Source organism: Streptomyces sp. NPDC006997 (assembly GCF_040635175.1).
Classification (GTDB): domain Bacteria; phylum Actinomycetota; class Actinomycetes; order Streptomycetales; family Streptomycetaceae; genus Streptomyces.
Genome location: NZ_JBEYHH010000008.1, coordinates 158124 through 180536, shown reverse-complemented (window position 1 = coordinate 180536; position 22413 = coordinate 158124). Strand labels below are relative to the sequence as shown.

The 22413-nt window shown below is 72.8% G+C and carries 21 protein-coding genes; 7 read left to right on the top strand and 14 right to left on the bottom strand.

The features are described 5' to 3' along the window. Positions 1-105 precede the first annotated feature (105 nt). Positions 106-1449: a UDP-glucose/GDP-mannose dehydrogenase family protein gene (locus ABZ659_RS10740; protein WP_360216189.1), complete on the top strand. Its 1344-nt coding sequence runs from the start codon at positions 106-108 to the stop codon at positions 1447-1449. 82 nt (positions 1450-1531) lie between these two features. Here the strand turns inward: ABZ659_RS10740 and ABZ659_RS10735 are convergent, their stop codons facing one another. Beyond that, complete coding sequence (locus ABZ659_RS10735) at positions 1532-2038, bottom strand: CGNR zinc finger domain-containing protein (RefSeq protein ID WP_360216186.1); 507 nt, start codon at positions 2036-2038, stop codon at positions 1532-1534. 97 nt (positions 2039-2135) lie between these two features. Between ABZ659_RS10735 and ABZ659_RS10730 the strand changes: the two genes are divergently transcribed. Continuing rightward, positions 2136-2501, top strand: coding sequence for a VOC family protein (locus ABZ659_RS10730; protein ID WP_360216343.1), 366 nt, complete (start codon positions 2136-2138; stop codon positions 2499-2501). A 34-nt stretch (positions 2502-2535) separates the two neighbouring features. Next, the gene (locus ABZ659_RS10725; protein WP_360216183.1) at positions 2536-2925 is read left to right on the top strand and encodes a VOC family protein; all 390 of its coding nucleotides are present in this window, start codon (positions 2536-2538) and stop codon (positions 2923-2925) included. A 14-nt stretch (positions 2926-2939) separates the two neighbouring features. Here ABZ659_RS10725 and ABZ659_RS10720 read toward each other — a convergent pair whose 3' ends face one another. From ABZ659_RS10720 to ABZ659_RS10705, 4 genes are all read right to left on the bottom strand, one after another. Then, positions 2940-4058: a dipeptidase gene (locus tag ABZ659_RS10720; protein ID WP_360216180.1), complete on the bottom strand. Its 1119-nt coding sequence runs from the start codon at positions 4056-4058 to the stop codon at positions 2940-2942. 110 nt (positions 4059-4168) lie between these two features. Beyond that, positions 4169-5377 (bottom strand): dipeptidase, encoded by a 1209-nt coding sequence (locus ABZ659_RS10715; RefSeq protein ID WP_360216177.1) that lies wholly within the window; start codon positions 5375-5377, stop codon positions 4169-4171. 5 nt (positions 5378-5382) lie between these two features. Next, entirely contained in the window at positions 5383-5922 is a 540-nt protein-coding gene (gene purE / locus ABZ659_RS10710; protein ID WP_360216174.1) for a 5-(carboxyamino)imidazole ribonucleotide mutase, read from the bottom strand. After that, the gene (locus tag ABZ659_RS10705; RefSeq protein WP_360216171.1) at positions 5919-7058 is read right to left on the bottom strand and encodes a 5-(carboxyamino)imidazole ribonucleotide synthase; all 1140 of its coding nucleotides are present in this window, start codon (positions 7056-7058) and stop codon (positions 5919-5921) included. The genes purE and ABZ659_RS10705 overlap by 4 nt, the downstream gene beginning before the upstream one ends. Positions 7059-7202: 144 nt before the next feature. Between ABZ659_RS10705 and ABZ659_RS10700 the strand changes: the two genes are divergently transcribed. After that, positions 7203-7748 carry a GtrA family protein gene (locus tag ABZ659_RS10700; protein WP_360216168.1) on the top strand — a complete coding sequence of 182 codons (546 nt, stop codon included), beginning with the start codon at positions 7203-7205 and terminating at the stop codon, positions 7746-7748. An 11-nt stretch (positions 7749-7759) separates the two neighbouring features. On the opposite strand, the gene ABZ659_RS10695 is transcribed toward ABZ659_RS10700, so the two are convergent. Continuing rightward, positions 7760-9031 (bottom strand): ATP-binding protein, encoded by a 1272-nt coding sequence (locus tag ABZ659_RS10695; RefSeq protein ID WP_360216165.1) that lies wholly within the window; start codon positions 9029-9031, stop codon positions 7760-7762. Between the two features lie 20 nt (positions 9032-9051). Then, positions 9052-9729 (bottom strand): response regulator transcription factor, encoded by a 678-nt coding sequence (locus ABZ659_RS10690; protein WP_235457590.1) that lies wholly within the window; start codon positions 9727-9729, stop codon positions 9052-9054. Between the two features lie 368 nt (positions 9730-10097). Between ABZ659_RS10690 and ABZ659_RS10685 the strand changes: the two genes are divergently transcribed. Then, positions 10098-11594 (top strand): oligopeptide:H+ symporter, encoded by a 1497-nt coding sequence (locus ABZ659_RS10685; protein WP_360216162.1) that lies wholly within the window; start codon positions 10098-10100, stop codon positions 11592-11594. A gap of 443 nt (positions 11595-12037) precedes the next feature. Here ABZ659_RS10685 and ABZ659_RS10680 read toward each other — a convergent pair whose 3' ends face one another. Continuing rightward, positions 12038-12520 carry an ATP-binding protein gene (locus ABZ659_RS10680; protein WP_360216159.1) on the bottom strand — a complete coding sequence of 161 codons (483 nt, stop codon included), beginning with the start codon at positions 12518-12520 and terminating at the stop codon, positions 12038-12040. Between the two features lie 286 nt (positions 12521-12806). After that, positions 12807-13184 carry an STAS domain-containing protein gene (locus tag ABZ659_RS10675; protein ID WP_360216156.1) on the bottom strand — a complete coding sequence of 126 codons (378 nt, stop codon included), beginning with the start codon at positions 13182-13184 and terminating at the stop codon, positions 12807-12809. A gap of 239 nt (positions 13185-13423) precedes the next feature. Between ABZ659_RS10675 and ABZ659_RS10670 the strand changes: the two genes are divergently transcribed. After that, a complete protein-coding gene (locus ABZ659_RS10670; RefSeq protein ID WP_360216153.1) occupies positions 13424-14362 on the top strand; it encodes an RNA polymerase sigma factor SigF in 939 nt (312 codons plus the stop codon). 186 nt (positions 14363-14548) lie between these two features. Here the strand turns inward: ABZ659_RS10670 and hutI are convergent, their stop codons facing one another. The 4 genes from hutI to hutU are packed head-to-tail and all read right to left on the bottom strand — an operon-like array spanning position 14549 to position 20059. Next, positions 14549-15724, bottom strand: a complete 1176-nt coding sequence (hutI, locus tag ABZ659_RS10665; protein ID WP_360216150.1) for an imidazolonepropionase — start codon at positions 15722-15724, stop codon at positions 14549-14551. A 35-nt stretch (positions 15725-15759) separates the two neighbouring features. Then, positions 15760-17184 carry a formimidoylglutamate deiminase gene (locus tag ABZ659_RS10660; RefSeq protein WP_360216147.1) on the bottom strand — a complete coding sequence of 475 codons (1425 nt, stop codon included), beginning with the start codon at positions 17182-17184 and terminating at the stop codon, positions 15760-15762. After that, positions 17181-18398 (bottom strand): allantoate amidohydrolase, encoded by a 1218-nt coding sequence (locus ABZ659_RS10655; protein WP_360216144.1) that lies wholly within the window; start codon positions 18396-18398, stop codon positions 17181-17183. Before ABZ659_RS10655 ends, ABZ659_RS10660 begins: the two co-directional genes overlap by 4 nt. Continuing rightward, positions 18395-20059 carry a urocanate hydratase gene (gene hutU, locus ABZ659_RS10650; protein WP_360216141.1) on the bottom strand — a complete coding sequence of 555 codons (1665 nt, stop codon included), beginning with the start codon at positions 20057-20059 and terminating at the stop codon, positions 18395-18397. The genes ABZ659_RS10655 and hutU overlap by 4 nt, the downstream gene beginning before the upstream one ends. A gap of 138 nt (positions 20060-20197) precedes the next feature. Between hutU and ABZ659_RS10645 the strand changes: the two genes are divergently transcribed. Continuing rightward, on the top strand, positions 20198-21562 hold the full coding sequence (locus ABZ659_RS10645; protein WP_360216138.1) for a diaminopimelate decarboxylase: 1365 nt from the start codon (positions 20198-20200) through the stop codon (positions 21560-21562). Between the two features lie 214 nt (positions 21563-21776). Here ABZ659_RS10645 and ABZ659_RS10640 read toward each other — a convergent pair whose 3' ends face one another. Next, the gene (locus ABZ659_RS10640; RefSeq protein WP_360216135.1) at positions 21777-22364 is read right to left on the bottom strand and encodes a hypothetical protein; all 588 of its coding nucleotides are present in this window, start codon (positions 22362-22364) and stop codon (positions 21777-21779) included. Positions 22365-22413 lie beyond the last annotated feature (49 nt).

Here is a 22413-nt window from a genome sequence, read left to right as displayed (position 1 = left end):
CCCCCGCCCAGGGATACGTGAGTTAGGCGACAGCGGGAAAGCTGCCCAAGGTGCCCGAGGGCTATGCTCGACCAGCGCATCCACGCCGTTTTCCCAGGAGCATCCATGGCCCTCAAGATCACCGTGATCGGTACCGGCTACCTCGGCGCGACCCACGCGGCGGCCATGGCCGAGCTGGGGTTCGAGGTGCTGGGGCTCGACGTCGTGCCGGAGAAGATCAAGATGCTCCAGCGCGGCGAGGTCCCGATGTACGAGCCGGGGCTTGAGGAGCTGTTGCGCAAGCACGTGGCCGGGATCGAGGGGGCCAGCGGGCGGCTGCGGTTCACCACCGACTACGCCGAGGTCGCGGCCTTCGGTGACGTCCACTTCGTGTGTGTGAACACGCCCCAGCGGCACGGGGAGTACGCGTGTGACATGTCACATGTGGACGCCGCCTTCGGGGCGCTCGCGCCGCATCTGACCGGGCCCGCCCTCGTCGTCGGCAAGTCCACCGTGCCCGTCGGGTCCGCCGACCGGCTCGCCGACTACCTCGCCCGGCACGCGCCCGGGGGGGAAGCCGTTGAGCTGGCCTGGAATCCCGAGTTCCTGCGGGAAGGGTTCGCCGTCGACGACACGCTGCATCCCGACCGGATCGTGGCCGGGGTGCGCAGTGAGCGGGCCGAGAAGCTGCTGCGGGAGGTGTACGCCACGCCCGTCGAGGAGGGGTCGCCGTTCGTCGTCACCGACTTCCCCACCGCCGAGCTGGTGAAGACCTCCGCCAACTCCTTCCTCGCCACCAAGATCTCCTTCATCAACGCCATGGCCGAGGTGTGCGAGGCCGCCGGTGGGGACGTGGCCAAGCTGGCCGAGGCCATCGGGCACGACGACCGGATCGGGAAGAAGTTCCTGCGCGCCGGGATCGGGTTCGGCGGCGGGTGCCTGCCGAAGGACATCCGGGCGTTCATGGCCCGCGCCGGTGAGCTGGGCGCCGACCAGGCGCTGACCTTCCTGCGCGAGATCGACTCCATCAACATGCGGCAGCGCGGGCAGATGGTCGAGCTGGCCCGGCAGGCCCTGGGCGGCGGGCCGTTCCTGGGGAAGCGGGTCGCGGTGCTCGGGGCCACCTTCAAGCCCGACTCCGACGACGTCCGCGACTCCCCCGCCCTGAACGTCGCCGGTCAGATCCACCTCCAGGGCGGCCAGGTCACCGTCTACGACCCCAAGGGCATGGAGAACGCCCGCCGCATCTTCCCCACCCTCGGCTACGCCGACTCCGCGCTGGACGCCGTACGCGGCGCCGATGTCGTACTCCATCTCACCGAGTGGCGGGAGTTCCGGGAGCTGGACCCGGCCGCGCTCGGTGAGGTCGCCGCCGCCCGGGTCGTCCTCGACGGGCGCAACGCCCTCGACCCCGAGCTGTGGCGGCGGGCGGGGTGGACGTACCGCGCGATGGGGCGTCCTACGGCGTGACCGCGCACGACGACGCCGGTTCGGCCGAGGCTCAGTCGGCCGAACCGGCGTCTGCACGCATTCTGCACCACCCGCCTGCGGCTCAGGCCCCCTTCGCCCGGTAGCGGCGCATCTTGGCGCGGGCGCCGCAGACCGACATGGAGCACCAGCGGCCCCGTCCGGCGGGGCTGCGGTCGTAGTACGCGAAGTGGCACTCCGGCAGTTCGCACGCCTTCAGGCGCTGCCAGGTGCCCGTGGTGAGGGCCTCGGCGACGGCCGCCGCCACGCGGGAGAGCAGGGAGTCGGCCGAGCCGGGAGTCAGGTGCGCCGAGCCGTCCCCCGGGTCCACCCGCACGTACAGCGGGGCCCCCGCCAGGAGGTCGCCCAGCGGGGTGACCGGGGCGTGCGGGGGGTGGCCCGCGTGGGCCAGGCAGACCGCGCGGAGGGACTCGCGGAGGCGGCGTACGTCGGGCAGGTCCCGCTCCCCGACGCCGAAGCGGGCGCGGCCCTCCGCCGTGTCCAGGGTGTCGGCGCCCGAGGCCAGGTCCACCGTGTTCACCAGCGCCTCGATCAGGGCGAGACCGCCCGGTGCGGGCGCTCTGTCATTCATGGTTGCGAGGTTACCGGCTTTACGGGATCATGCGGTAACCGTTACCCGTTCACCGGTGCCTACCGGTAACGGCGACCCTATCGACCTGGAGGAAGCCGTGGCTCTCGCCAAGCTGGACGTCGTCGCCCTGGACTGTGCCGATCCGCGCGCGCTGGCCGGGTTCTACGCCGGGGTGCTCGGCGGCGAGGTGGAGGCCGAGGACGAGGGGTGGGTCGTACTGAAGGTGCCCGGCGGGCAGACGCTGGCGTTCCAGAAGGTCGCCGGGTACACCCCGCCGGAGTGGCCGCGCGCCGACCGCAACTCCCAGCAGCTCCACCTGGACCTCACCGTCGAGGACCTGGACGCGGGCGAGCGGGGCGTTCTGGAGCTGGGCGCGAAGGTGCTGGACGCCGAGGACCGGTCGCGGACCTGGCGGGTGTACGCCGATCCCGCCGGGCACCCGTTCTGCCTCTGCGCCTGCTGAAGCCCCTTACACCCGACCTGGAGGAGACCGAGTCATGCCACGCGTCGCCCGATTCCGTTCCGTCGTCCTGGACTGTCCCGACCCGCGTGCCCTCGCGCGGTTCTACGCCGAGATCGTCGGCGGTGAGCCCGAGGGCGAGGACGCCGACTGGGTCGTCCTGCAGGTGCCGGGCGGGCCCCGGCTCGCCTTCCAGCAGGCCGAGGGGTACGTGCCGCCGGAGTGGCCGCGCGCCGACCGCAACGGCCAGCAGTTCCACATCGACCTCGACGGCGGGGCGACGTGGGAGGAGATCGACCTCGCGGAGAAGCGGGTGCTCGCCCTCGGCGCGCGGGTGCTGGACAGCGAGGACCACGAGGCGAAGGGGTTCCGGGTGTACGCCGATCCCGCCGGGCACCCGTTCTGTCTCTGCCGTATCGATCACTGAAGGCCTCCCGGGAGCTATCCGTCCAGTTCCGCGATCCGGGCCGTCGACGGCTCCCTGCGCTCCTGCGCCGCGCGGGCCGTGCAGTCGGCCGTGCGCAGGACCCGCTGCATGTTGCCCCAGGTGAGCAGGGCGAGGTCGGTCTCGCTCCAGCCGCGGCGGAGGAGTTCCGCGACGAGGTGGGGGTAGCAGGAGATGTCGCGCAACTCCTGCGGGTGGGCCGTCCCGGCGTCATAGGTGCCGGACAGGCCCACGCAGTCGGGGCCCGCGAGGGCGCGGACGTGGTCCAGGTGGTCGGCGACGTCCCGGACCGTCGGGCCGGTCTGCTCGGCGGTCAGCGGAACCATGCACAGGCCCTGTACGGCACCCAGCCGGGCCAGCAGGTCGTCGGGCAGGTTGGCGGGGTGCGGGCGCAGGGCGCGGGCGGCCGAGCGGGTGAAGAGGACGGGCGTCCTGGAGGTGTCCAGGACCCGTGCGCTCGTCTGCTCGGAGGCGCCGGAGAGGTCGGCGAGCACGCCGAGCCGGTTCATCTCCCGCACCACCTCCTCCCCGAACCGGGTCAGACCCGCCCCGCTCGCCCAGGACGTGCCGGTGAGGGTGAGGACGCGCAGGCCGAGGCTGTGCAGGACGCGCAGGATGTTCAGGGAGTCGTCCAGGGCGGCGGCGGTGGCGGGGCCGAGGAGGACGGCGACGCGTCCGCAGTGGGCGGCGTCGATGACCTGTCCGGCGGTGCGGGCCAGCCGTAGGCCCTCGGGGTGGGCCGCGACGACCGTGCGGACGAGGTCCAGCTGCTCCAGGGTGGCGGCCACGGCCCGGCTGGCGACCAGCCCCTCCGGCAGGTGCAGCGAGCAGAACAGCGCGCGGACGTGGCCCTGGCGCAGCCGGGGCACGTCGGTGTGCACGGCACTCTCCCCCTCCTCCAGGTCGTACCAGGGGAGCAGCCGCAGCGCCCAGGGCAGTCCGCTGTAGCCGTCGGCGACGGGGTGCGCGCCGAGGAGGGTGTGGGCGCGTTCCAGCAGGGCGGAGTCCGCGTCCGCCGGAGGGGCGGCGGCGGCCGGGAGGGGGGCGTCCAGGGGCAGCTCGTCGAGTGCGGCGACCTCGGTGGTGGGGTGCAGATCGTCCTGGAGTTCTGCCATGGCGGCCCTCCGTGCGTACGCGGTGATCGCTGTACGGCCACCGTCCCACGCGGCACGGGGGGCTTCCTGGTGGACGGTGCGTTCGGGGGTACCCGCCCCGACACGCCCCCTCAGCCGTCCAGTTCCTCCAGCGTGGCGTTGGACGGGCCGCGGGTGGACCGCAGGTCACGGGCCACCGCCTCCGCCGCGTCCAGGACGCGGACCGCGTTCTGCCAGGTCAGCTTGGCCAGGTCGGTCCGGGACCAGCCGCGGTCGAGCAGTTCCGCGATCAGGTGTGGGTAGCCGGAGACGTCGTTCAGGCCCTCGGGGGTGAACGCCGTGCCGTCGTAGTCGCCGCCGATGCCGAGGTGGTCGACGCCCGCGACCTCGCGCATGTGGTCGAGGTGGTCGGCGACCGTGGCGACGGTGGCGACCGGGCGCGGGTGCCGTTCCTCGAAGGCGCGGTGGACCCTCATCGCCTCGGGCGTGGTGTCGAGGTGGTGGAAGCCGTGGGCGCGCATGTTGTCGTCGGCGGCGGCGGTCCAGTCGACGGCGGCCTGGAGGACGAACTTGGGCACGAAGGTGACCATCGCGACGCCGCCGTTGGCGGGCAGGCGTTCCAGGACGTCGTCGGGGATGTTGCGGGGGTGGTCGCAGACGGCCCGCGCGGAGGAGTGGGAGAAGATCACCGGCGCGGTGGAGGTGTCCAGCGCGTCCCGCATCGTCGTCGCCGCGACGTGCGAGAGGTCCACGAGCATCCCCTCGCGGTTCATCTCCCTGACCACCGCACGGCCGAACGCGGACAGCCCGCCGACGGCGGGTGCGTCGGTCGCGGAGTCCGCCCAGGCCACGTTGTCGTTGTGGGTGAGGGTCATATAGCGCACGCCGAGGGTGTGCAGCGCGCGGAGCGTGGCGAGGGAGTCGGCGATGGAGTGGCCGCCCTCGGCGCCCATCAGCGAGGCGATCCGGCCCTCGGCGCGCGCGGCCTCCAGGTCGGCGGCGGTGAACGCCGGGCGCAGGTCACCGGGGTAGCGGTCGAGCAGTTGCCGTACGCAGTCGATCTGTTCCAGCGTCGCGGCCACCGGGTCGGGCGAGTCCGTGCGGACGTACACCGACCAGTACTGCGCTCCGACGCCGCCCGCCCGCAGCCGGGGGATGTCGGTGTGCAGGTGGGCGTGCTGGTCGGTGGCGATGTCGCGGGCGTCGAGGTCGTAGCGGACCTGTTCGCGCAGGGCCCAGGGGAGGTCGTTGTGGCCGTCGACGACCGGGAACTCCCGCAGCAGTTCCCGGGCCGTCGCCAGCGTGCTCCCGGCGGTCTCCCGGTGCCGCGGCTGGCTCACGCCCGTCACTGTCCGCCGCCGAAGCCGAAGCCCGCCGCGCCGTCCGCCTTGGCGCGCAGCCGCTTGCCCTTCTCGGTGGCCTGGTCGTTGAGCTCCTGCTGGAACTCCCGCATCCGGGCGAGGAGGTCCTCGTCGTGCGCGGCGAGGATGCGGGCGGCGAGGAGTCCGGCGTTGCGGGCCCCGGCGACGGAGACCGTGGCGACCGGGACCCCGGCGGGCATCTGCACGATGGACAGCAGGGAGTCCATGCCGTCGAGGTACTTCAGCGGCACGGGCACGCCGATCACCGGCAGCGGGGTGACGGAGGCCAGCATCCCGGGCAGGTGGGCGGCGCCGCCCGCACCGGCGATGATCACCTTGAGTCCGCGGTCGGCGGCCTGCTCGCCGTAGGCGATCATCTCGCGGGGCATCCGGTGCGCGGAGACGACGTCGACCTCGTAGCCGACCTCGAACTCGTCGAGGGCCTTCGCGGCGGCCTCCATGACGGGCCAGTCGGAGTCCGACCCCATGACGATGCCGACGACGGGGCCTGCGGCGGTGCTCATTCGGTGATCGTCCCTCTCAGGTAGCCGGCCGCGTGGCGGGCGCGTTCCAGTACGTCGTCCAGGTGGTCGCCGTAGGTGTTGACGTGGCCGACCTTGCGGCCGGGCTTCACGTCCTTGCCGTACATGTGGATCTTCAGCTGGGGGTCGCGGGCCATGCAGTGCAGGTACGCCGAGTACATGTCCGGGTAGTCGCCGCCGAGGACGTTGACCATGACCGTCCACGGGGCGCGCGGGCGCGGGTCGCCGAGCGGGAGGTCGAGGACGGCCCGGACGTGGTTGGCGAACTGGCTGGTGACCGCGCCGTCCATGGTCCAGTGGCCGGAGTTGTGCGGGCGCATGGCGAGTTCGTTGACGAGGACGCGGCCGTCGCGGGTCTGGAACAGTTCGACGGCGAGGTGGCCGACGACGCCGAGCTCCTTGGCGATGCGCAGCGCCATCTCCTCGGCCTTCAGCGCGAGGGACTCGTCCAGGCCGGGGGCCGGGGCGATGACCGTGTCACAGACGCCGTCGACCTGCTGCGACTCGACGACGGGGTAGGCGACGGCCTGGCCGTGCGGGGAGCGGACGACGTTCGCCGCGAGTTCCCGGACGAAGTCGACCTTCTCCTCCGCCAGCACCGGCACCCCGGCGCGGAACGGGGCCTCGGCCTCCTCGACGGAGTCGACGACCCAGACGCCCTTGCCGTCGTAGCCGCCGCGGACGGTCTTGAGGACCACCGGGAAGCCGTCCCCTTCCGCGGCGAACGCGGCCACGTCCGCCGGGTCGGCGACGACGCGGTGCCGTGGGCAGGGCACGCCGATCGCGTCGAGCCGCGCCCGCATCACGCCCTTGTCCTGGGCGTGGACGAGCGCGTCGGGGCCGGGGCGGACGGGGATGCCGTCCGCTTCCAGGGCCCGCAGGTGCTCGGTCGGGACGTGCTCGTGATCGAAGGTGATCACGTCGCAGCCGCGTGCGAAGGCGCGCAGCGTGTCCAGGTCGCGATAGTCGCCGACGACGACCTCGTTCACGACCTGCGCCGCCGAGTCCTGGGGAGTGTCACTGAGGAGCTTGAACCTGATGCCGAGCGGGATGCCTGCCTCGTGGGTCATACGAGCGAGCTGGCCACCGCCGACCATGCCGACTACCGGGAACGTCACGACCCCAGGGTATCCGGCGCGCCGGAGTGGCCGGATCGCGACCTCTCCCGCACCACGGGCGATCTCCCGTCCACAAGCGATCACTCAGGGGGGATGGTTAGCATGGCCGGGTTGACGAACCCGACGGATGGGGGCCGCACGACCATGGGACGTGCACTGCGACCGCGCCTCGAACGGCTCTGGCGTGAGGTCGCGAAGTTCGGCGCCGTGGGCGGTGCGGGCCTGCTCGTCAACCTGCTCGTCTTCAACCTGGTGCGCGCGGTGACCGAGCTGCCGGTGGTGCGCGCCAGCGTCGTCGCGACGGTCGTCGCGATCGTCTCCAACTACCTGGGCTTCCGCTACTTCACCTACCGCGACCGGGACAAGAACCGCCGGACGCGTGAGATGACCCTGTTCCTGCTGTTCAGCGGGGTGGGGCTGGTGATCGAGAACGGGGTGCTGTTCCTGGCGACGTACGGGTTCGGCTGGGACAGCCCGCTGCAGAACAACGTCTTCAAGTTCCTGGGGATCGGGATCGCGACGCTGTTCCGCTTCTGGTCGTACCGGACGTGGGTGTTCCGGGCGCTGCCGCAGGTCGCGCCCCCGCAGGAGGCGGAGGCGGAGCCGGGGCCGATAGCGGTGCCCGTGCCCCTGCCGGAGCAGGCCGGCGCGGCGGAGCGGGCACTGCCCCCGCAGCGCGCCCAGGTCTGAGGCCCGCCCGGTCACCGCACCGTCCGGCGCTCCTCCGACGACTCCTTCCTGACCGGCGTACGCGACAGGAACAGTCCGAACACCGGCGGTGCGGCCTGGAGCATCTCCAGGCGTCCGCCGTCCGCCTCCGCGAGGTCGCGGGCGACGGCGAGGCCGATGCCGGTGGAGTTGCGGCCGCTGATCGCCCGTTCGAAGATCCGTGAGCCCAGGTCGGCGGGGACGCCGGGGCCCTCGTCGGTGACCTCGATGACGGCCTGGTTGCCGGTGACCCGGGTGCGCAGGGCGACCGTGCCGCCGCCGTGCATCAGGGAGTTCTCGATCAGCGCCGCCAGCACCTGGGCGACGGCGCCGGGGGTGCCGACCGCGTGCAGGTGCCGTTTGCCGGAGCTGACGATGGCGCGGCCCGCGCTGCGGTAGGCGGGGCGCCACTCGGCGAGCTGCTGCTGGATCACCTCGTCGATGTCGAAGGTGACGGCGGAGCCGGTGCGCGGGTCGCGGGAGTTGGTCAGCAGCCGCTGGACGACGTCCGTGAGGCGTTCGACCTGCGCGAGCGCGATGGTCGCCTCCTCCTTCACGGTGTCCGGGTCGTCGGTGAGGGTGATCTCCTCAAGCCGCATCGACAGCGCGGTGAGCGGGGTGCGGAGCTGGTGGGAGGCGTCGGCGGCGAGCCGCCGCTCGGCGGTGAGCATCCGGGCGATGCGCTCTGCGGAGGCGTCCAGGACGTCCGCGACCCGGTCCAGCTCGGGGACGGCGTACCGCTTGTGGCGGGGGCGCGGGTCGCCGGAGCCGAGGCGTTCGGCGGTCTCCGCGAGGTCGGTGAGCGGCGAGGCCAGCCGGTTGGCCTGCCGTACGGCGAGCAGTACGGCGGCGATCACGGCCAGCAGCGCCACCGCGCCGATGATCAGCAGGGTGCGGGCGACCTCCCCCGTCACCGCCGAGCGGGGCTCCTGGACGGTGACCGTCTCGCCCTCCTCGCCGGTGCGGGTGGCCTCGATGACGTCGCCGTCCGGCCGCTCGCCGACCTCGATGGGGGCGCGGCCGGGGATGCGGATGACGGCGTACTGGTCGCCGCCGAACTGGTCCCCGAGGAGGTCGGCGCTGATCCGCTCGGCGGCGAGGATGCGGCTGTCGACGATGCTGGCCAGCCGGACCGCCTCCGACTCCACGCGCTCCTGGGCGCTGGCGGTGATGGTGCGGGTCTCCACGATGACGAGGGAGACGCCGAACACGGCGATCACCACGAGCACCACGGCGAGCGTGGACTGGATCAGTCGGCGGCGCATGTCCTCTTACCGGCTCGGTGCTAGCTCTTCTCGAAGCGGAAGCCCACGCCGCGCACGGTGGCGATGTAGCGGGGGTTCGCCGCGTCGTCGCCCAGTTTCTTGCGCAGCCAGGAGATGTGCATGTCGAGGGTCTTCGTCGACGACCACCAGGTGGTGTCCCAGACCTCCCGCATCAGCTGGTCGCGGGTGACGACCCGGCCCGCGTCCCGCACCAGGACCCGCAGCAGGTCGAACTCCTTCGCGGTGAGCTGGAGTTCCTCCTCGCCCATCCAGGCGCGGTGCGACTCGACGTCGATGCGCACGCCGTGGGTGGCGGGCGGCTGCTGGGGCTCGGCGGCGCCGCGCCGCAGCAGGGCCCGGACCCGGGCGAGCAGCTCGGCGAGGCGGAACGGCTTGGTGACGTAGTCGTCGGCGCCCGCGTCGAGGCCGACGACGGTGTCCACCTCGTCGGCGCGCGCGGTGAGGATCAGTATCGGCACGGTGTGGCCCTCGGCCCGCAGCCGGCGTGCCACCTCCAGGCCGTCCATGCCGGGCAGTCCGAGGTCGAGCACGACCAGGTCGACGCCGCCCTGCATCCCCGCGTCCAGCGCGGTGGGTCCGTCCTCGCGTACCTCGACCTCGTAACCCTCCCTGCGCAGGGCGCGGGCCAGTGGCTCCGAGATGGACGCGTCATCCTCGGCGAGCAGTACACGGGTCATGGGGTGATGGTAGTCCGCCGCCGACAGCGGCCGGGCAGTGATCGCGTACCTCGCGCTCCCACGCGCCCCATGGGCCGCTTCCCCCTTCGCGTACCACTGACGCGAACCTGCGTCTGCAAGGTGGATCACAGGAAGATCCTTGGAAAGCGATCTACGGTTCCATCAATTCCTGTGATCCATCTCTCAAGTCCTTCCATTTCGGCCTCTGTCCTGCCGTATGGTGATCGGACGCCTGTAGCATCGTGAAGGACCTTCAGCGTTGAGGCATCACCTCTTCGCGCTGAGGGTCTTCTTCGTGTGCTGGAAGGAAACGACCCCCCACCGAGCGCGCAGCGCCCCACCGCGCGTCTTGACAGCAAGGAACGACCATGGCGTCCAGCCTGACGAAGGACTCGGTCACCCCGGGCACCCCCGGTTCCGAGAAGACCTTCTTCGGCCACCCCCGCGGACTGGCCACCCTCTTCATGACCGAGATGTGGGAGCGTTTCTCCTACTACGGCATGAGGGCCCTGCTCCCGCTGTACCTCGTGGCGGACGGCGGGCTCAACCTCAACGCGGCCACCGCGACCGCGATCTACTCCGTCTACGTGTCGCTGGTGTACCTGCTGGCGATGCCCGGCGGCTGGTTCGGCGACCGGGTCTGGGGCCCGCGCAAGACCGTCGCCGTGGCCGGTGCCGTCATCATGCTCGGCCACCTCACGCTGGCGCTGCCCGCCTCCGGCACCTTCTACGCCGGTCTCGGCCTGGTCGCCCTCGGCTCCGGGCTGCTGAAGGCCAACATCTCCACGATGGTCGGCCACCTCTACGACGGCCCGGACGACCCGCGCCGCGACGGCGGCTTCACCGTCTTCTACATGGGCATCAACCTCGGCGCGTTCGCCGCGCCGCTGGTGATCGGCACCGTCGGTGAGAACGTCAACTGGCACCTCGGCTTCGCGCTCGCCGCGCTCGGCATGGCGCTCGGCCTCGTGCAGTTCCTGCTCGGCAGCCGCCACCTGGCCGACCGCTCCAGCGTCGTCCCGAAGCCGCTGTCCGACGCGGAGAAGTCCGGCACCCTGCGCAAGGCGGCGATCTGGGCCGGTATCGCGGTCGTGTTCTACGCCGTCGTCGGCTTCTCCGGCGCCTACACGCTGAACTGGATCCTGGTCCCGCTGACCCTGCTCGGTGTGATCATCCCGGTGATGGTGCTGGTCAACATCAAGCGCGACAAGGAACTGGACCGCGCCGAGCAGTCGAAGATGTCCGCGTACATCTGGTTCTTCGTCGCCGCGGCGGTCTTCTGGATGATCTACGACCAGGGCGGCTCGACCCTGTCGATCTTCGCCGACTCCTCCGCCGACAACAGCGTCCTCGGCTGGGAGTTCCCGGTCTCCTGGTACCAGTCGGTCAACCCGGTCCTGATCATGGCGCTGGCCCCGGTCTTCGCCTGGTTCTGGCTGGCGCTGAACCGGCGCGGCAAGGAGCCGAGCACGATCGTGAAGTTCGCCTCCGGCCTGGTGCTGGTGGGTGCCTCCTTCTTCCTCTTCCTGGCCCCGCTGTCGATCGCCGAAGGCGGTCAGAAGGCGGCGGCGCTGTGGCTGGTCGCGATCTACTTCACACAGACCGTCGGTGAGCTGCTGCTCTCCCCCGTCGGCCTGTCGGTGACCACCAAGATGGCGCCCGCCAAGTACGCCTCCCAGATGATGGGCGTCTGGTTCCTGGCCGTCACCGCCGGTGACGCCACGACCGGTCTGCTCTCCATCGCGGGCGTCGACCTCGACAAGACCGGCATCGTCGCCATGGAGGCCACGCTCGCCGTGGTCGCCGGTATCGCGATCTGGATGTACCGGGGCAAGGTCAAGGGCCTGATGGGCAGCGTGCGCTGACGCCGCCCGCTCCGGCGGGGCCGCCGCATCCGAGGGGGATGCGGCGGCCCTTCGGCGTGCTCGGCGCGTCCGGCGTCCGGGCGAGGACGCCCGGCAGCTCGACGTCGATGGGCGAGACGGCGCCCTTGTCACCGGTGGGCGGCTCGCACGGGCAGTCGTCGTCGACGTCGACGACATCGGCCCGGGCGGCGGGGCGGCGGGGGCGGCGGGGGCGGCCGTCAGCAGCGCCGCCACCGCCAGGGCCGCGACGGATGCGGGCGCGGCGGCGTGTCTGCGGTCCGTCCGGTAGGACGCGGTCATCCGTCCGCCCTCCGGGTCCCCTGACACGCTTCCTGGCGGCGCGTCAGGTCGGGCGCCCCGGTACGCCGGAGCACCAGAGGAAGGACGACACGGGGCGTGGGGGAAGCGTGCGGGCGGGAGCGGGGTCCGGGGGCGGGGGCGGGCTACGCCGGAGCCGCCAGCTCCGCCCACACCGTCTTGCCCGCGACGCCGGGCGCGCGGACGACGCCCCAGTCCAGGCAGAGCCGCTGCACGATGAACATGCCGTGGCCGCCGGGCCGTCCCGCGCGGTGCGGGGTGCGCGGTGACGGCTGGCCCGTGCCGCGGTCGGAGACCTCGACGCGGATCACCTTGTTGTCGCAGGTGATCTGGAGCCCTTCCGGCCCCTCCGCGTGCAGACAGGCGTTGGTGACCAGCTCGGAGACGACGAGCAGCACGTCCTCGGCGACGGCCCGCTGATCGGCGGAGGCGGCGGGCAGCCAGCCCCAGGCGTGCAGTGCCTGCCGGGCGAAATCGCGGGCCATGGGGACGACGCCGCTCTCGCCGTCGAGGCTCAGCCTGCGGACCTGACGTCCCGCGGACGCCCCGGAAGCGCCGCTGGGCTCAGGGCCGCGGTCGCCCGGCGGGTAGGGCCGGGTGGTGCTCATCAGCGCTTCACCTCACCGATTCACCAGTTCATGTTTCAAAAGTCACTACTCGGTCGACCACTGCCCAGTGTCGGCGCCCGGGGTCCGGGTTCGGTCACCGCCCAGTGTCAGGTTGTCTCCTGCCCGAGCGGACCGGGGGAACACCCCCCTTCCGCCGGGAACCCCGCTACGGCCGAAAAGCGCAGGCCACAGGGGACGTCGGGAGTCGGTCAGCGCGCACGGGGGCCACTGCGGGCCGCGCGGACGGCGCGGTCGCGGCGGCGCGGGGCGGGCCCGGCGCACGGGGTCAACCGGCGTCGCCGGGGAAGGCGTCCTCGACGGTGTCGTGAACCGTGAAGACCGCGTCCGCCCCCGTGATCTCGAACACCCGCGCCACCACGGGCAGCATTCCCGCCAGATGGACGCCGCCACCGGCGGCCTCCGCCTTCAGCCGGGCGCCGAGCAGCACGTTGAGCCCTGTGGAGTCGCAGAACTCCAGCCGCGAGCAGTCGATGACAAGGCGGCTGAGCCCTTTGGCGAGGCAGTCGTCGAGCGGCTCGCGCAACAGGTCGGCGGTGTGGTGGTCCAACTCACCCGCCGGGGTCACGACGGCACTAGAGCCCTCTTCCCGCACCTCCACCAGAAGCCGGCCCGACTGTGCGCTGCCGACCGTCCCGTGGTCCATGCCGTCTCTCTCCCGAGGTCGTGGCTGCTTGACTGATTGCCCTCGAACACTACGCCCTCCCGACCGACTCCGACTACCGAACATCCTCCCAGAATCGGACATTTCCCCACAGAACGCACTTGCGGTGGGCTCCGTGAAGCGGGTAGGGCTAGTAAGGACACGTAACCAACACGGCCGGCTTCGGAGGCGCCGCACACCGCAGTGCACGTATTGGCTTCGGCAGCCATATGCCGAGAACGATGGAGGACATCATGTCACCCCGGCTCGACGCATCGCATACCCAGAGGGCGACGTCGGCATCCCCTTCGGATCATCCGGCCCCGGCCCCGCCCGTCGCCGTCCACGACGCCCACGAGGCCGACCACGACGACGTACTCGCCGGGCTCCCGGAGATCCCCCCGTACGACGAAGTGGCGCCCCTCGACGCGCGGGCCCTGTCCAAGACCCTCTTCGAGCGGCTGGAGTCCCTCGAGGAAGGCACCCACGAGTACGCCTACGTCCGCAACACGCTCGTCGAACTCAACCTCGCCCTGGTCAAGTTCGCCGCCTCCCGCTTCCGCTCCCGCAGCGAGCCGATGGAGGACATCATCCAGGTCGGCACGATCGGTCTGATCAAGGCCATCGACCGCTTCGAACTCAGCCGTGGCGTCGAGTTCCCGACCTTCGCGATGCCAACCATCATCGGCGAGATCAAGCGCTTCTTCCGTGACACCTCCTGGTCCGTGCGCGTACCGCGGCGCCTCCAGGAGCTCCGGCTCGACCTGGCCAAGGCCGGTGACGAGCTGGCCCAGCGGCTCGACCGCGCCCCGACGGTCGGCGAACTGGCCGAGCGGCTCGGCATCTCCGAGGACGAGGTCGTGGAGGGCATGGCCGCGTCCAACGCGTACACCGCCAGCTCGCTGGACGCCCAGCCCGAGGAGGACGACTCCGAGGGCGCCCTCGCGGACCGCATCGGCTACGAGGACCACGGCCTCGAAGGCATCGAGTACGTCGAGTCGTTGAAGCCGCTGATCGCCGAACTTCCGTCCAGGGACCGCAGGATCCTTTCCCTGCGCTTCGTCGCCAACATGACCCAGTCGGAGATCGGCGACGAGCTGGGCATCTCCCAGATGCACGTGTCCCGGCTGCTGTCGCGCACGCTGGTGCGGCTGCGCAAGGGACTGACGGTCGAGGAGTGACCGCGCCTCCCTCTGAGGCCGTTCCCGGGTGCGCGTCCGGGCGCGGCCCCAGGGGCGTGTCGCGAAGGTCCCGTCGTCCGCCCGCAGGGCGGGCCGAACGGCGTCATGGGGGGGGTCCCCCCTGCTCGAACGGAGCCGAGAGCTTGGGGGAGTGCCAGACGCCGGGCGAGACTTTCGCCACACGCTTCAGACCACGCGGCGTCCCGCGCGCCACACCTGTGTGACCAACGGCACGCCCGGCCGGTAGGCGAGGTGGACGTGGCTCGGCGCGTCGAGGACGACGAGGTCGGCGCGGGCACCGGGGCCCAGACGGCCGACGTCGTCGCGCCGGAGCGCCGCCGCGCCGCCCGCGGTGGCCGACCAGACGGCCTCGTCGGGTGTCATCCCCATGTCCCGCACGGCGAGCGCGACACAGAACGGCACCGACGAGGTGTACGACGATCCCGGGTTGCAGTCGGTCGACAGCGCGACGGTGACGCCCGCGTCCACCAGGCGGCGGGCGTCCGGCCACGCGGCGCGGGTGGAGAACTCCGCGCCGGGCAGCAGCGTGGCGACGGTACGGCTGTGGGCCAGGGCGTCCACGTCGGCGTCGGTGAGGTGGGTGCAGTGGTCGGCGCTGGCCGCGTCGAGTTCGACGGCGAGCTGCACGCCGGGGCCGAAGGAGAGCTGGTTGGCGTGGATGCGGGGGTGCAGGCCCTTCGCCTTCCCGGCGGTGAGGACGGCACGGGCCTGGTCGCCGTCGAAGGCGCCCTTCTCGCAGAACACGTCGATCCAGCGGGCGTACGGCGCGCAGGCGTCGAGCATCTCGCCGGTGACCAGGGCGACGTAGGCGGCCGGGTCGTCGGCGAGGTCGGGGGCGACGATGTGCGCGCCGAGGTAGGTGACCTCGTCGGTGTGCGCGGCGGCGACGCGCAGGGCGCGGGCCTCGTCGGCGACGGTGAGGCCGTAGCCGGACTTGGTCTCGAAGGTGGTGGTGCCCTGCCGGAGGGCCTCGGCGAGGTGGCGGGTGAGGTTGTCTTCCAGCTGCTCGTCGCTGGCGGCGCGGGTGGCGGCGACGGTGGTGCGGATGCCGCCCGCGCTGTAGGGGCGGCCGGACATGCGGGCGTTGAACTCGGCGGTGCGGTCGCCCGCGAACAGCAGGTGGGAGTGGGAGTCGACGAAGCCGGGGAGGACGGCCCGGCCGCCGACGTCGACCCGGTTGTCAGTGGCGGGTGCTTTGCTTGACTCACCGGTCCACGTGACGCGGTCGCCTTCGATGACGACGGCCGCGTCCTGGACGAGTCCGAGGGGTGAGTGGTCGCCGAGGGAGGGGTCGTTGGTGACGAGCGTCGCGATGTTGGTGATGACGGTGCTGCTGCTCATGGCGTCCTCGGGGGTGGCCGGGCGGGTGGGGGTCGTCAGGCGCGCAGGGCTTCCACGGCCCGCGCGAGCGCTCGCGGCACGTCCGGTACGAGGGTGTGGGCCCCGTCGCGCACGACGTGCCGCCCTCCGACGACCGTGTGCCGTACGTCCGCCGCTGTCGCGGCGAATACGGCCGTCTCGGCGCCGAGCCGTGGCGCTGGCCCCGCTGTTCTGACCGAGTCGAGGGCGAGGGTCGTCAGGTCGGCGCGGGCACCGGGTCCGATGGTCCCGGCGTCCGGCCAGCCGAGGGCGGCGTGTCCGTCGGCGGAGGCGGCGCGCAGCAGGGCCGCCGCGGGCCAGTGGCCCCGGGCGCGGGTGCGCAGGCGCTCGTTCAGTTCCATGGCGCGGGCCTCTTCGAGCAGGTCGATGACGGCGTGGCTGTCGGAGCCGAGGGAGAGCGGGGAGCCCGCCCGCTGGAGGGCGGCGGCCGGTCCGATGCCGTCCGCGAGGTCCCGTTCGGTCGTCGGGCACATACAGGTGCCGGTGCCGCTGCCGCCGATCAGGGCGATGTCCTCGCTGGTGAGGTGCGTGTTGTGGACGCCGGTGGTGCGCGGTCCGAGGACGCCGTGGTCGGCGAGGAGCCGGGTGGGGGTGCGGCCGTGGGCGGCCTGGCAGGCGTCGTTCTCGGCGGTCTGCTCGGACAGGTGCACATGCAGCGGGGCCCGCCGTTCCCCGGCCCAGTGGGCGACGGTGGCGAGTTGGTCGGCGGGCACGGCCCGTACGGAGTGGATCGCCGCCCCGATCCGTGCGTGATCCCGGTCCTTGAGAACTGAACAGCGTTGCGCCCAGGCGTCGGCCGTGCGGTCGGAGAAGCGGAGCTGGGGGGTGCTGGGCGGCTGCCCGAAGCCGGAGGACAGGTAGCAGGTGTCGAGGAGGGTGATGCGGATCCCGGCTTCGGCGGCGGCCTCGATGAGGGCCTCGCCCATCGCGTTGGGGTCGGCGTAGGGGGTGCCGCCGGGGGCGTGGTGGAGGTAGTGGAACTCGCCCACGGCGGTGATGCCGGCGAGGGCCATCTCGGCGTACGTCGCACGCGCGAGGGAGTAGTAGGTCTCCGGTGTGAGCCTCTCGGCTACCGCGTACATCACGTCGCGCCAAGCCCAGAATGATTCCGGGGCCCGCTCCGTGCCTTCCCCGTTCCTCCGCGCGAGCGGAGGTGAACCCGTGCCGCCGCCGACCTGGACGGTGCCGCGCAGGGCGCGGTGGAAGGCGTGGGAGTGGGCGTTGGCCAGGCCCGGGAGGGTGAGGCCGCGCAGGATCTCGGCGCCGGGCGGCGGGGCGGGGCGCTCCCGGTGGACGGCGGTGACGCGGCCGTCGTCGGTCTCCACGACGACGCCGGGCTCGACGTGGGTGCCGAGCCAGGCGTGCTCCAGCCAGTAGGTGCTCCGGGCGGCGGGGGCCGTCCGGGTGGTCGGGTGCGTCACGTGCGGAGCAGTCCTTCCAGTGCGTCGGCGAGGGCGAGTACCCCGGCGACGCAGTCGTCCTCGGTCGCGTGCTCGGCCGGGGAGTGGGAGACGCCGGTGGGGTTGCGTACGAACAGCATGGCGGTCGGGACGGTGCCGGAGAGGATCCCGGCGTCGTGCCCGGCGCCCGTGCCGAGGACGGGGACCTTGAGGTCGGTGTCCCGGCCGAGGACGCGGGCCAGTTCGTCGCGCAGGGCGTGGTCGAACTCGACGACGGGGGTGAAGGACTCGCGGACCACCTCCACGTCGACGCCGTGCGCGGCGGCGTGGTCGCGGGCGGCCCGCTCGACGCCGGTGACGACGGTGTCCAGGGTGGTCTGGTCGGCGGCGCGGGAGTCGAGCCAGCCGCGGACCAGGGAGGGGACGGCGTTGACGCCGTTCGGCTCGACGGCGATCTTGCCGAAGGTGGCGACGGCACCGGCGAGCCGCGCCTCGGACCGCGCGGCGAGCACGGTCTCGGCGTACGGCAGCATCGGGTCGCGGCGGTCCGCCAGCCGGGTCGTCCCGGCGTGGTTGGCCTCGCCCCGGAAGTCGAACCGCCACCGGCCGTGCGGCCAGATGGCGCTGGCCAGGCCGACCTGGTCGCCGGACAGGTCCAGCGCGCGGCCCTGTTCGACGTGGAGTTCGACGAACGCGCCGATGTGGGCGAGCCGTTCGGGGTCGGGGCCGATGGCGTCGGGGTCGTACCCGGCGGACGCCATGGCCTGGGGGAGGGTCACGCCGTCGCCGTCGGTGAGGCGGTGGGCCTGGTCGACGGTGAGGTGTCCGGCGGCGAGGCGGGAGCCGACGCAGGCGAGGCCGAAGCGGGCGCCTTCCTCGTCGCCGAAGTTGACGATGCCGAAGGGCTTGCCGAAGGGCACGTCCCGGCCGCGCAGTTCGTCCAGCGCGGCGAACGCGGAGACGACGCCGAGCGGCCCGTCGAAGGCCCCGCCGTCCGGCACGGAGTCCAGGTGCGAGCCGGTGACGACGGTGTCCCCGGCGGCGGGGTCGCCGAGCCAGGCCCACTGGTTGCCGTTCCGGTCGACCTCGTAGGCCAGCCCGCGCGTCTCGGCCTGCTCCCGGAACCAGGCCCGGCACTCGGCGTCGGGTCCGGTCCAGGCGTAGCGGCGGTAGCCACCGGAGGCGGCGCTGCGGCCCACCGGCAGCAGCTCCGCCCACATGCGGTGGAAGCTCACGCGCCGTCACCTTCCCGCATCGGCACCCGCACGCCCCGCTCCCCCGCCACCGACTCCGCGATGTCGTACCCGGCGTCGACGTGGCGGATGACGCCCATGCCGGGGTCGTTCGTCAGCACCCGGCGGATCTTCTCGCCCGCGAGGGCCGTCCCGTCGGCCACCGTCACCTGCCCGGCGTGCAGGGAGCGGCCCATGCCGACGCCGCCGCCGTGGTGGAGGGAGACCCAGGACGCCCCGGAGGCCACGTTGACCATGGCGTTCAGCAGCGGCCAGTCGGCGATCGCGTCGGAGCCGTCGAGCATCGCCTCGGTCTCCCGGTAGGGGGAGGCGACGGAGCCGCAGTCGAGGTGGTCGCGGCCGATGACGATCGGCGCGGCCAGCTCACCGGAGGCGACCATGTCGTTGAAGCGCTCACCGGCACGGTCCCGTTCCCCGTAGCCGAGCCAGCAGATGCGCGCGGGCAGGCCCTGGAAGTGGACGCGTTCGCCCGCCAGCCTGATCCAGCGGGCCAGGGACTCGTTCTCGGGGAAGAGGTCGAGGATCGCCCGGTCGGTCTTGTGGATGTCGGCGGGGTCGCCGGAGAGCGCGGCCCAGCGGAAGGGGCCCTTGCCCTCGCAGAAGAGGGGCCGGATGTAGGCGGGCACGAAGCCGGGGAAGGCGAAGGCGCGGTCGTACCCGGCGAGCTGGGCCTCGCCGCGGATGGAGTTGCCGTAGTCGAAGACCTCGGCACCGGCGTCCTGGAAGCCGACCATCGCCTCGACGTGCCGGGCCATGGACTCCCGGGCGCGCACGGTGAACCCGGCGGGGTCCTTGGCGGCGGCGTCGGCCATGTCCTCGAAGGCGAGGCCGGCCGGCAGGTAGGCGAGGGGGTCGTGGGCGGAGGTCTGGTCGGTGACGATGTCGATGGGGGCGTCCATCGCGAGGAGCCGGGGGACCAGTTCGGCGGCGTTGCCGAGGACGCCGACGGAGAGCGGGCGGCGGGCGTCCCGGGCCTCCACGGCCAGGCGCAGGGCCTCGTCGAGGGAGTCGGCCCTGACGTCGAGGTAGCGGTGTTCGATGCGGCGCTCGATGGCGCGGGGGTCGCAGTCGACGCAGATCGCGACGCCGTCGTTCATGGTGACGGCGAGGGGCTGGGCGCCGCCCATGCCGCCGAGTCCGGCGGTGAGGGTGATCGTCCCGGCGAGGGTGCCGCCGAACTTCTTGGCGGCGACGGCGGCGAACGTCTCGTAGGTGCCCTGGAGGATGCCCTGGGTGCCGATGTAGATCCAGGAACCGGCGGTCATCTGCCCGTACATGGTCAGGCCGAGGGCCTCCAGGCGGCGGAACTCCTCCCAGGTGGCCCAGTCGCCGACGAGGTTGGAGTTGGCGATGAGGACGCGCGGGGCCCACTCGTGGGTCTGCATCACGCCGACGGGGCGGCCGGACTGGACGAGCATGGTCTCGTCCCGCTTGAGGGTCTTCAGGGTGCGCACCATCGCGTCGAAGGAGCGCCAGTCGCGGGCGGCCTTGCCGGTGCCGCCGTAGACGACGAGCTTGTCCGGGTGCTCGGCGACCTCCGGGTCCAGGTTGTTCTGGAGCATCCGCAGGGCGGCCTCCTGCGGCCATCCCAGGGCGCTCGGTTCCGTACCGCGCGGGGCTCGGACGGGTCGGGGTCCTGACATGAACGGCCTCCCGGGAGGGATGGTGGTGGACTCTGGCGACTGTTGCGGACTCTATTCACATCCTGGGCTGATGAATAGAGCTAGTCAATACGGGGGGCGGTGCGGCACGGGCCGCCCGGTGGATGTTTGGCTGAACGCATGACGCACGAAACAGGCACGGACGTGGAAGCAGCCGAGCGGGCGGCCCGGCGCGACGAGGCGGTGCGGGCCGCCGTGGAACAGGGGCTGGTCGGGCCGGACAACCCGATCGTCGGCCTGCTCGACGTCCCCGGCATCCGCGCCTCGGCGGCGGCGCTGCGGGCGGCGTTCGACGAGGTCACCGCGCCCGGCACGCCGGTGCTGCACGCCTTCGCGGTGAAGGCGACCCCGCTGGTGCCGGTGCTGCGGCTGCTGCGCGACACCGGCCTGGGCGCGGAGGTGGCGAGCCCCGGTGAGCTGGCGCTGGCCCGCGCGGCGGGGCTGCCGCCGGAGCGGACGGTGCTGGACTCGCCCGCCAAGACCCCGGCCGAGCTGCGGGAGGCGCTGGCGCTGGGCATCGCCGTCAACGCGGACAACCCGCAGGAGCTGGACCGCATCGACGCCCTGATGCGGTCGGCGCCGAGCCGGTCCCCGATCGGGCTCCGGGTGAACCCGCAGGTCGGCGGCGGTTCCATCGAGGCGCTGTCGACGGCGACGGCGACGTCGAAGTTCGGGGTGGCGCTGCGGGACGAGGGCGCGCGGGAGTGGGTCATACGGGCGTACCAGGAGCGGCCGTGGCTGCGGCGGCTGCACGCGCACACCGGCTCGCAGGGCATCGCGCTGCCGCTGATGGCGCAGGGGGTGGCGCGGACGTACGAACTCGCCGAGGAGATCAACCAGCGGCTCGGACGGCAGCAGATCGACACCGTCGACATCGGCGGCGGACTGCCGGTGAACTTCTCCTCGGAGGCGACGGCGCCGACGTACGCCGACTACGCGCGGCTGCTGCGGGAGACGGTGCCGGGGCTGTTCGACGGGCGGTACGGGCTGGTGACCGAGTTCGGGCGGTCGCTGCTGGCGAAGCACGGCACGGTGGTGGCGCGGGTCGAGTACACCAAGAGCGCGGGCGGGCGGCCGGTCGCCGTCACCCACGCGGGCGTGCAGGTCGCCACCAGGACGGTGTACGTGCCGGGTGCGTGGCCGCTGCGGATCGGCGCGTACGACGCCAAGGGGCGGCCGAAGGCGGGGCCGGACGTGGTGCAGGACGTGGCCGGGCCCGCCTGTTTCGCGGGGGACCTGCTGGCCGAGGGGCGTGCGCTGCCGCTGCTGGAGCCGGGGGACTATGTGACGGCGCTGGACACCGGGGCGTACTACTTCGCGCACCACTACGCGTACAACTCGCTGGCGCGGCCGGGTATCCACGGGTTCGCTCCGGACGGGAGCGGGCAGGTCGTGTTCGCCGTGGTGCGGGAGGAGCAGTCGGTGCGGGAGATCGTCGCCGAGGCCGGCGGGGCGCACGGTGGGGCGCTTACGGGGTTGGCCTAGCGGGGCGGTGGGGGGCGCGGGCGCGGTGGTCCGGTGCCGGTGCGTCGTGGCTTGTCGCGCAGTTCCCCGCGCCCCTGGGGCACCTGCCGCGTCCCGCGTCGCCAAGCCAAGGCGCCTCAGTGCGCCCCCCTGAAAACGCCTCAACGCCCCCTGAAAACCCCTCCGCGCCTCCGAAAAGCGCCTCGGCGTTCCCGAGAACGCCTCCGCGTCCCCGTCAGACCAGCGCCGCCGTCGGCTTCCGGCGTCGGCCGCCCGGGATGGCGTCACCGGCCGCGATGCCGGTGCTGCGGTACGCCTTGACCGGCTTGCCCGTGGGGTTGCCGCCGCGGCGGTCGAGCCAGTCCACGCGGACCCACAGCAGTTCCTCGGCGGCGCGCTCCCGGCGGCCGAGCCACGCGGCCTTCAGCCACAGCCCCACCCCGGCGCCCGCCAGCGCCATGCCGCCCGCCGCGGGCACCGCGAAGGCGCTGCCGAGGGCGGCGAGGAAGGCGAGCAGGAGCCACCAGCGGTGACCGCGGTGCCAGGTGCGGGCGGTGACCGCGCGGTCCTGGAGGACGTCGTTGCGGCCCGCGCGGGCGGCGCCCTTGGCGAGGGCGGCGTACCGCCCGCGGCGCGGCAGGGCGACCGCGACGGCCACCACGATGAGGAGGGCCGCTCCGGCGAGCACCCCGATCCGGCGCCCGGTGACACCCGGCACCGCCACGCCGATCCCGGCCGCGGCCACGCCGAGCCACCACATCGGCGCCGCCCCGGCCCGTACGACGACCGCCACCCGAGCCAGTCCCTGACCTCCGCGCGCCACGATCCGCCTCCTCGTCGCCCAGCACATCCGTGCATCCGTCATCTGCGCA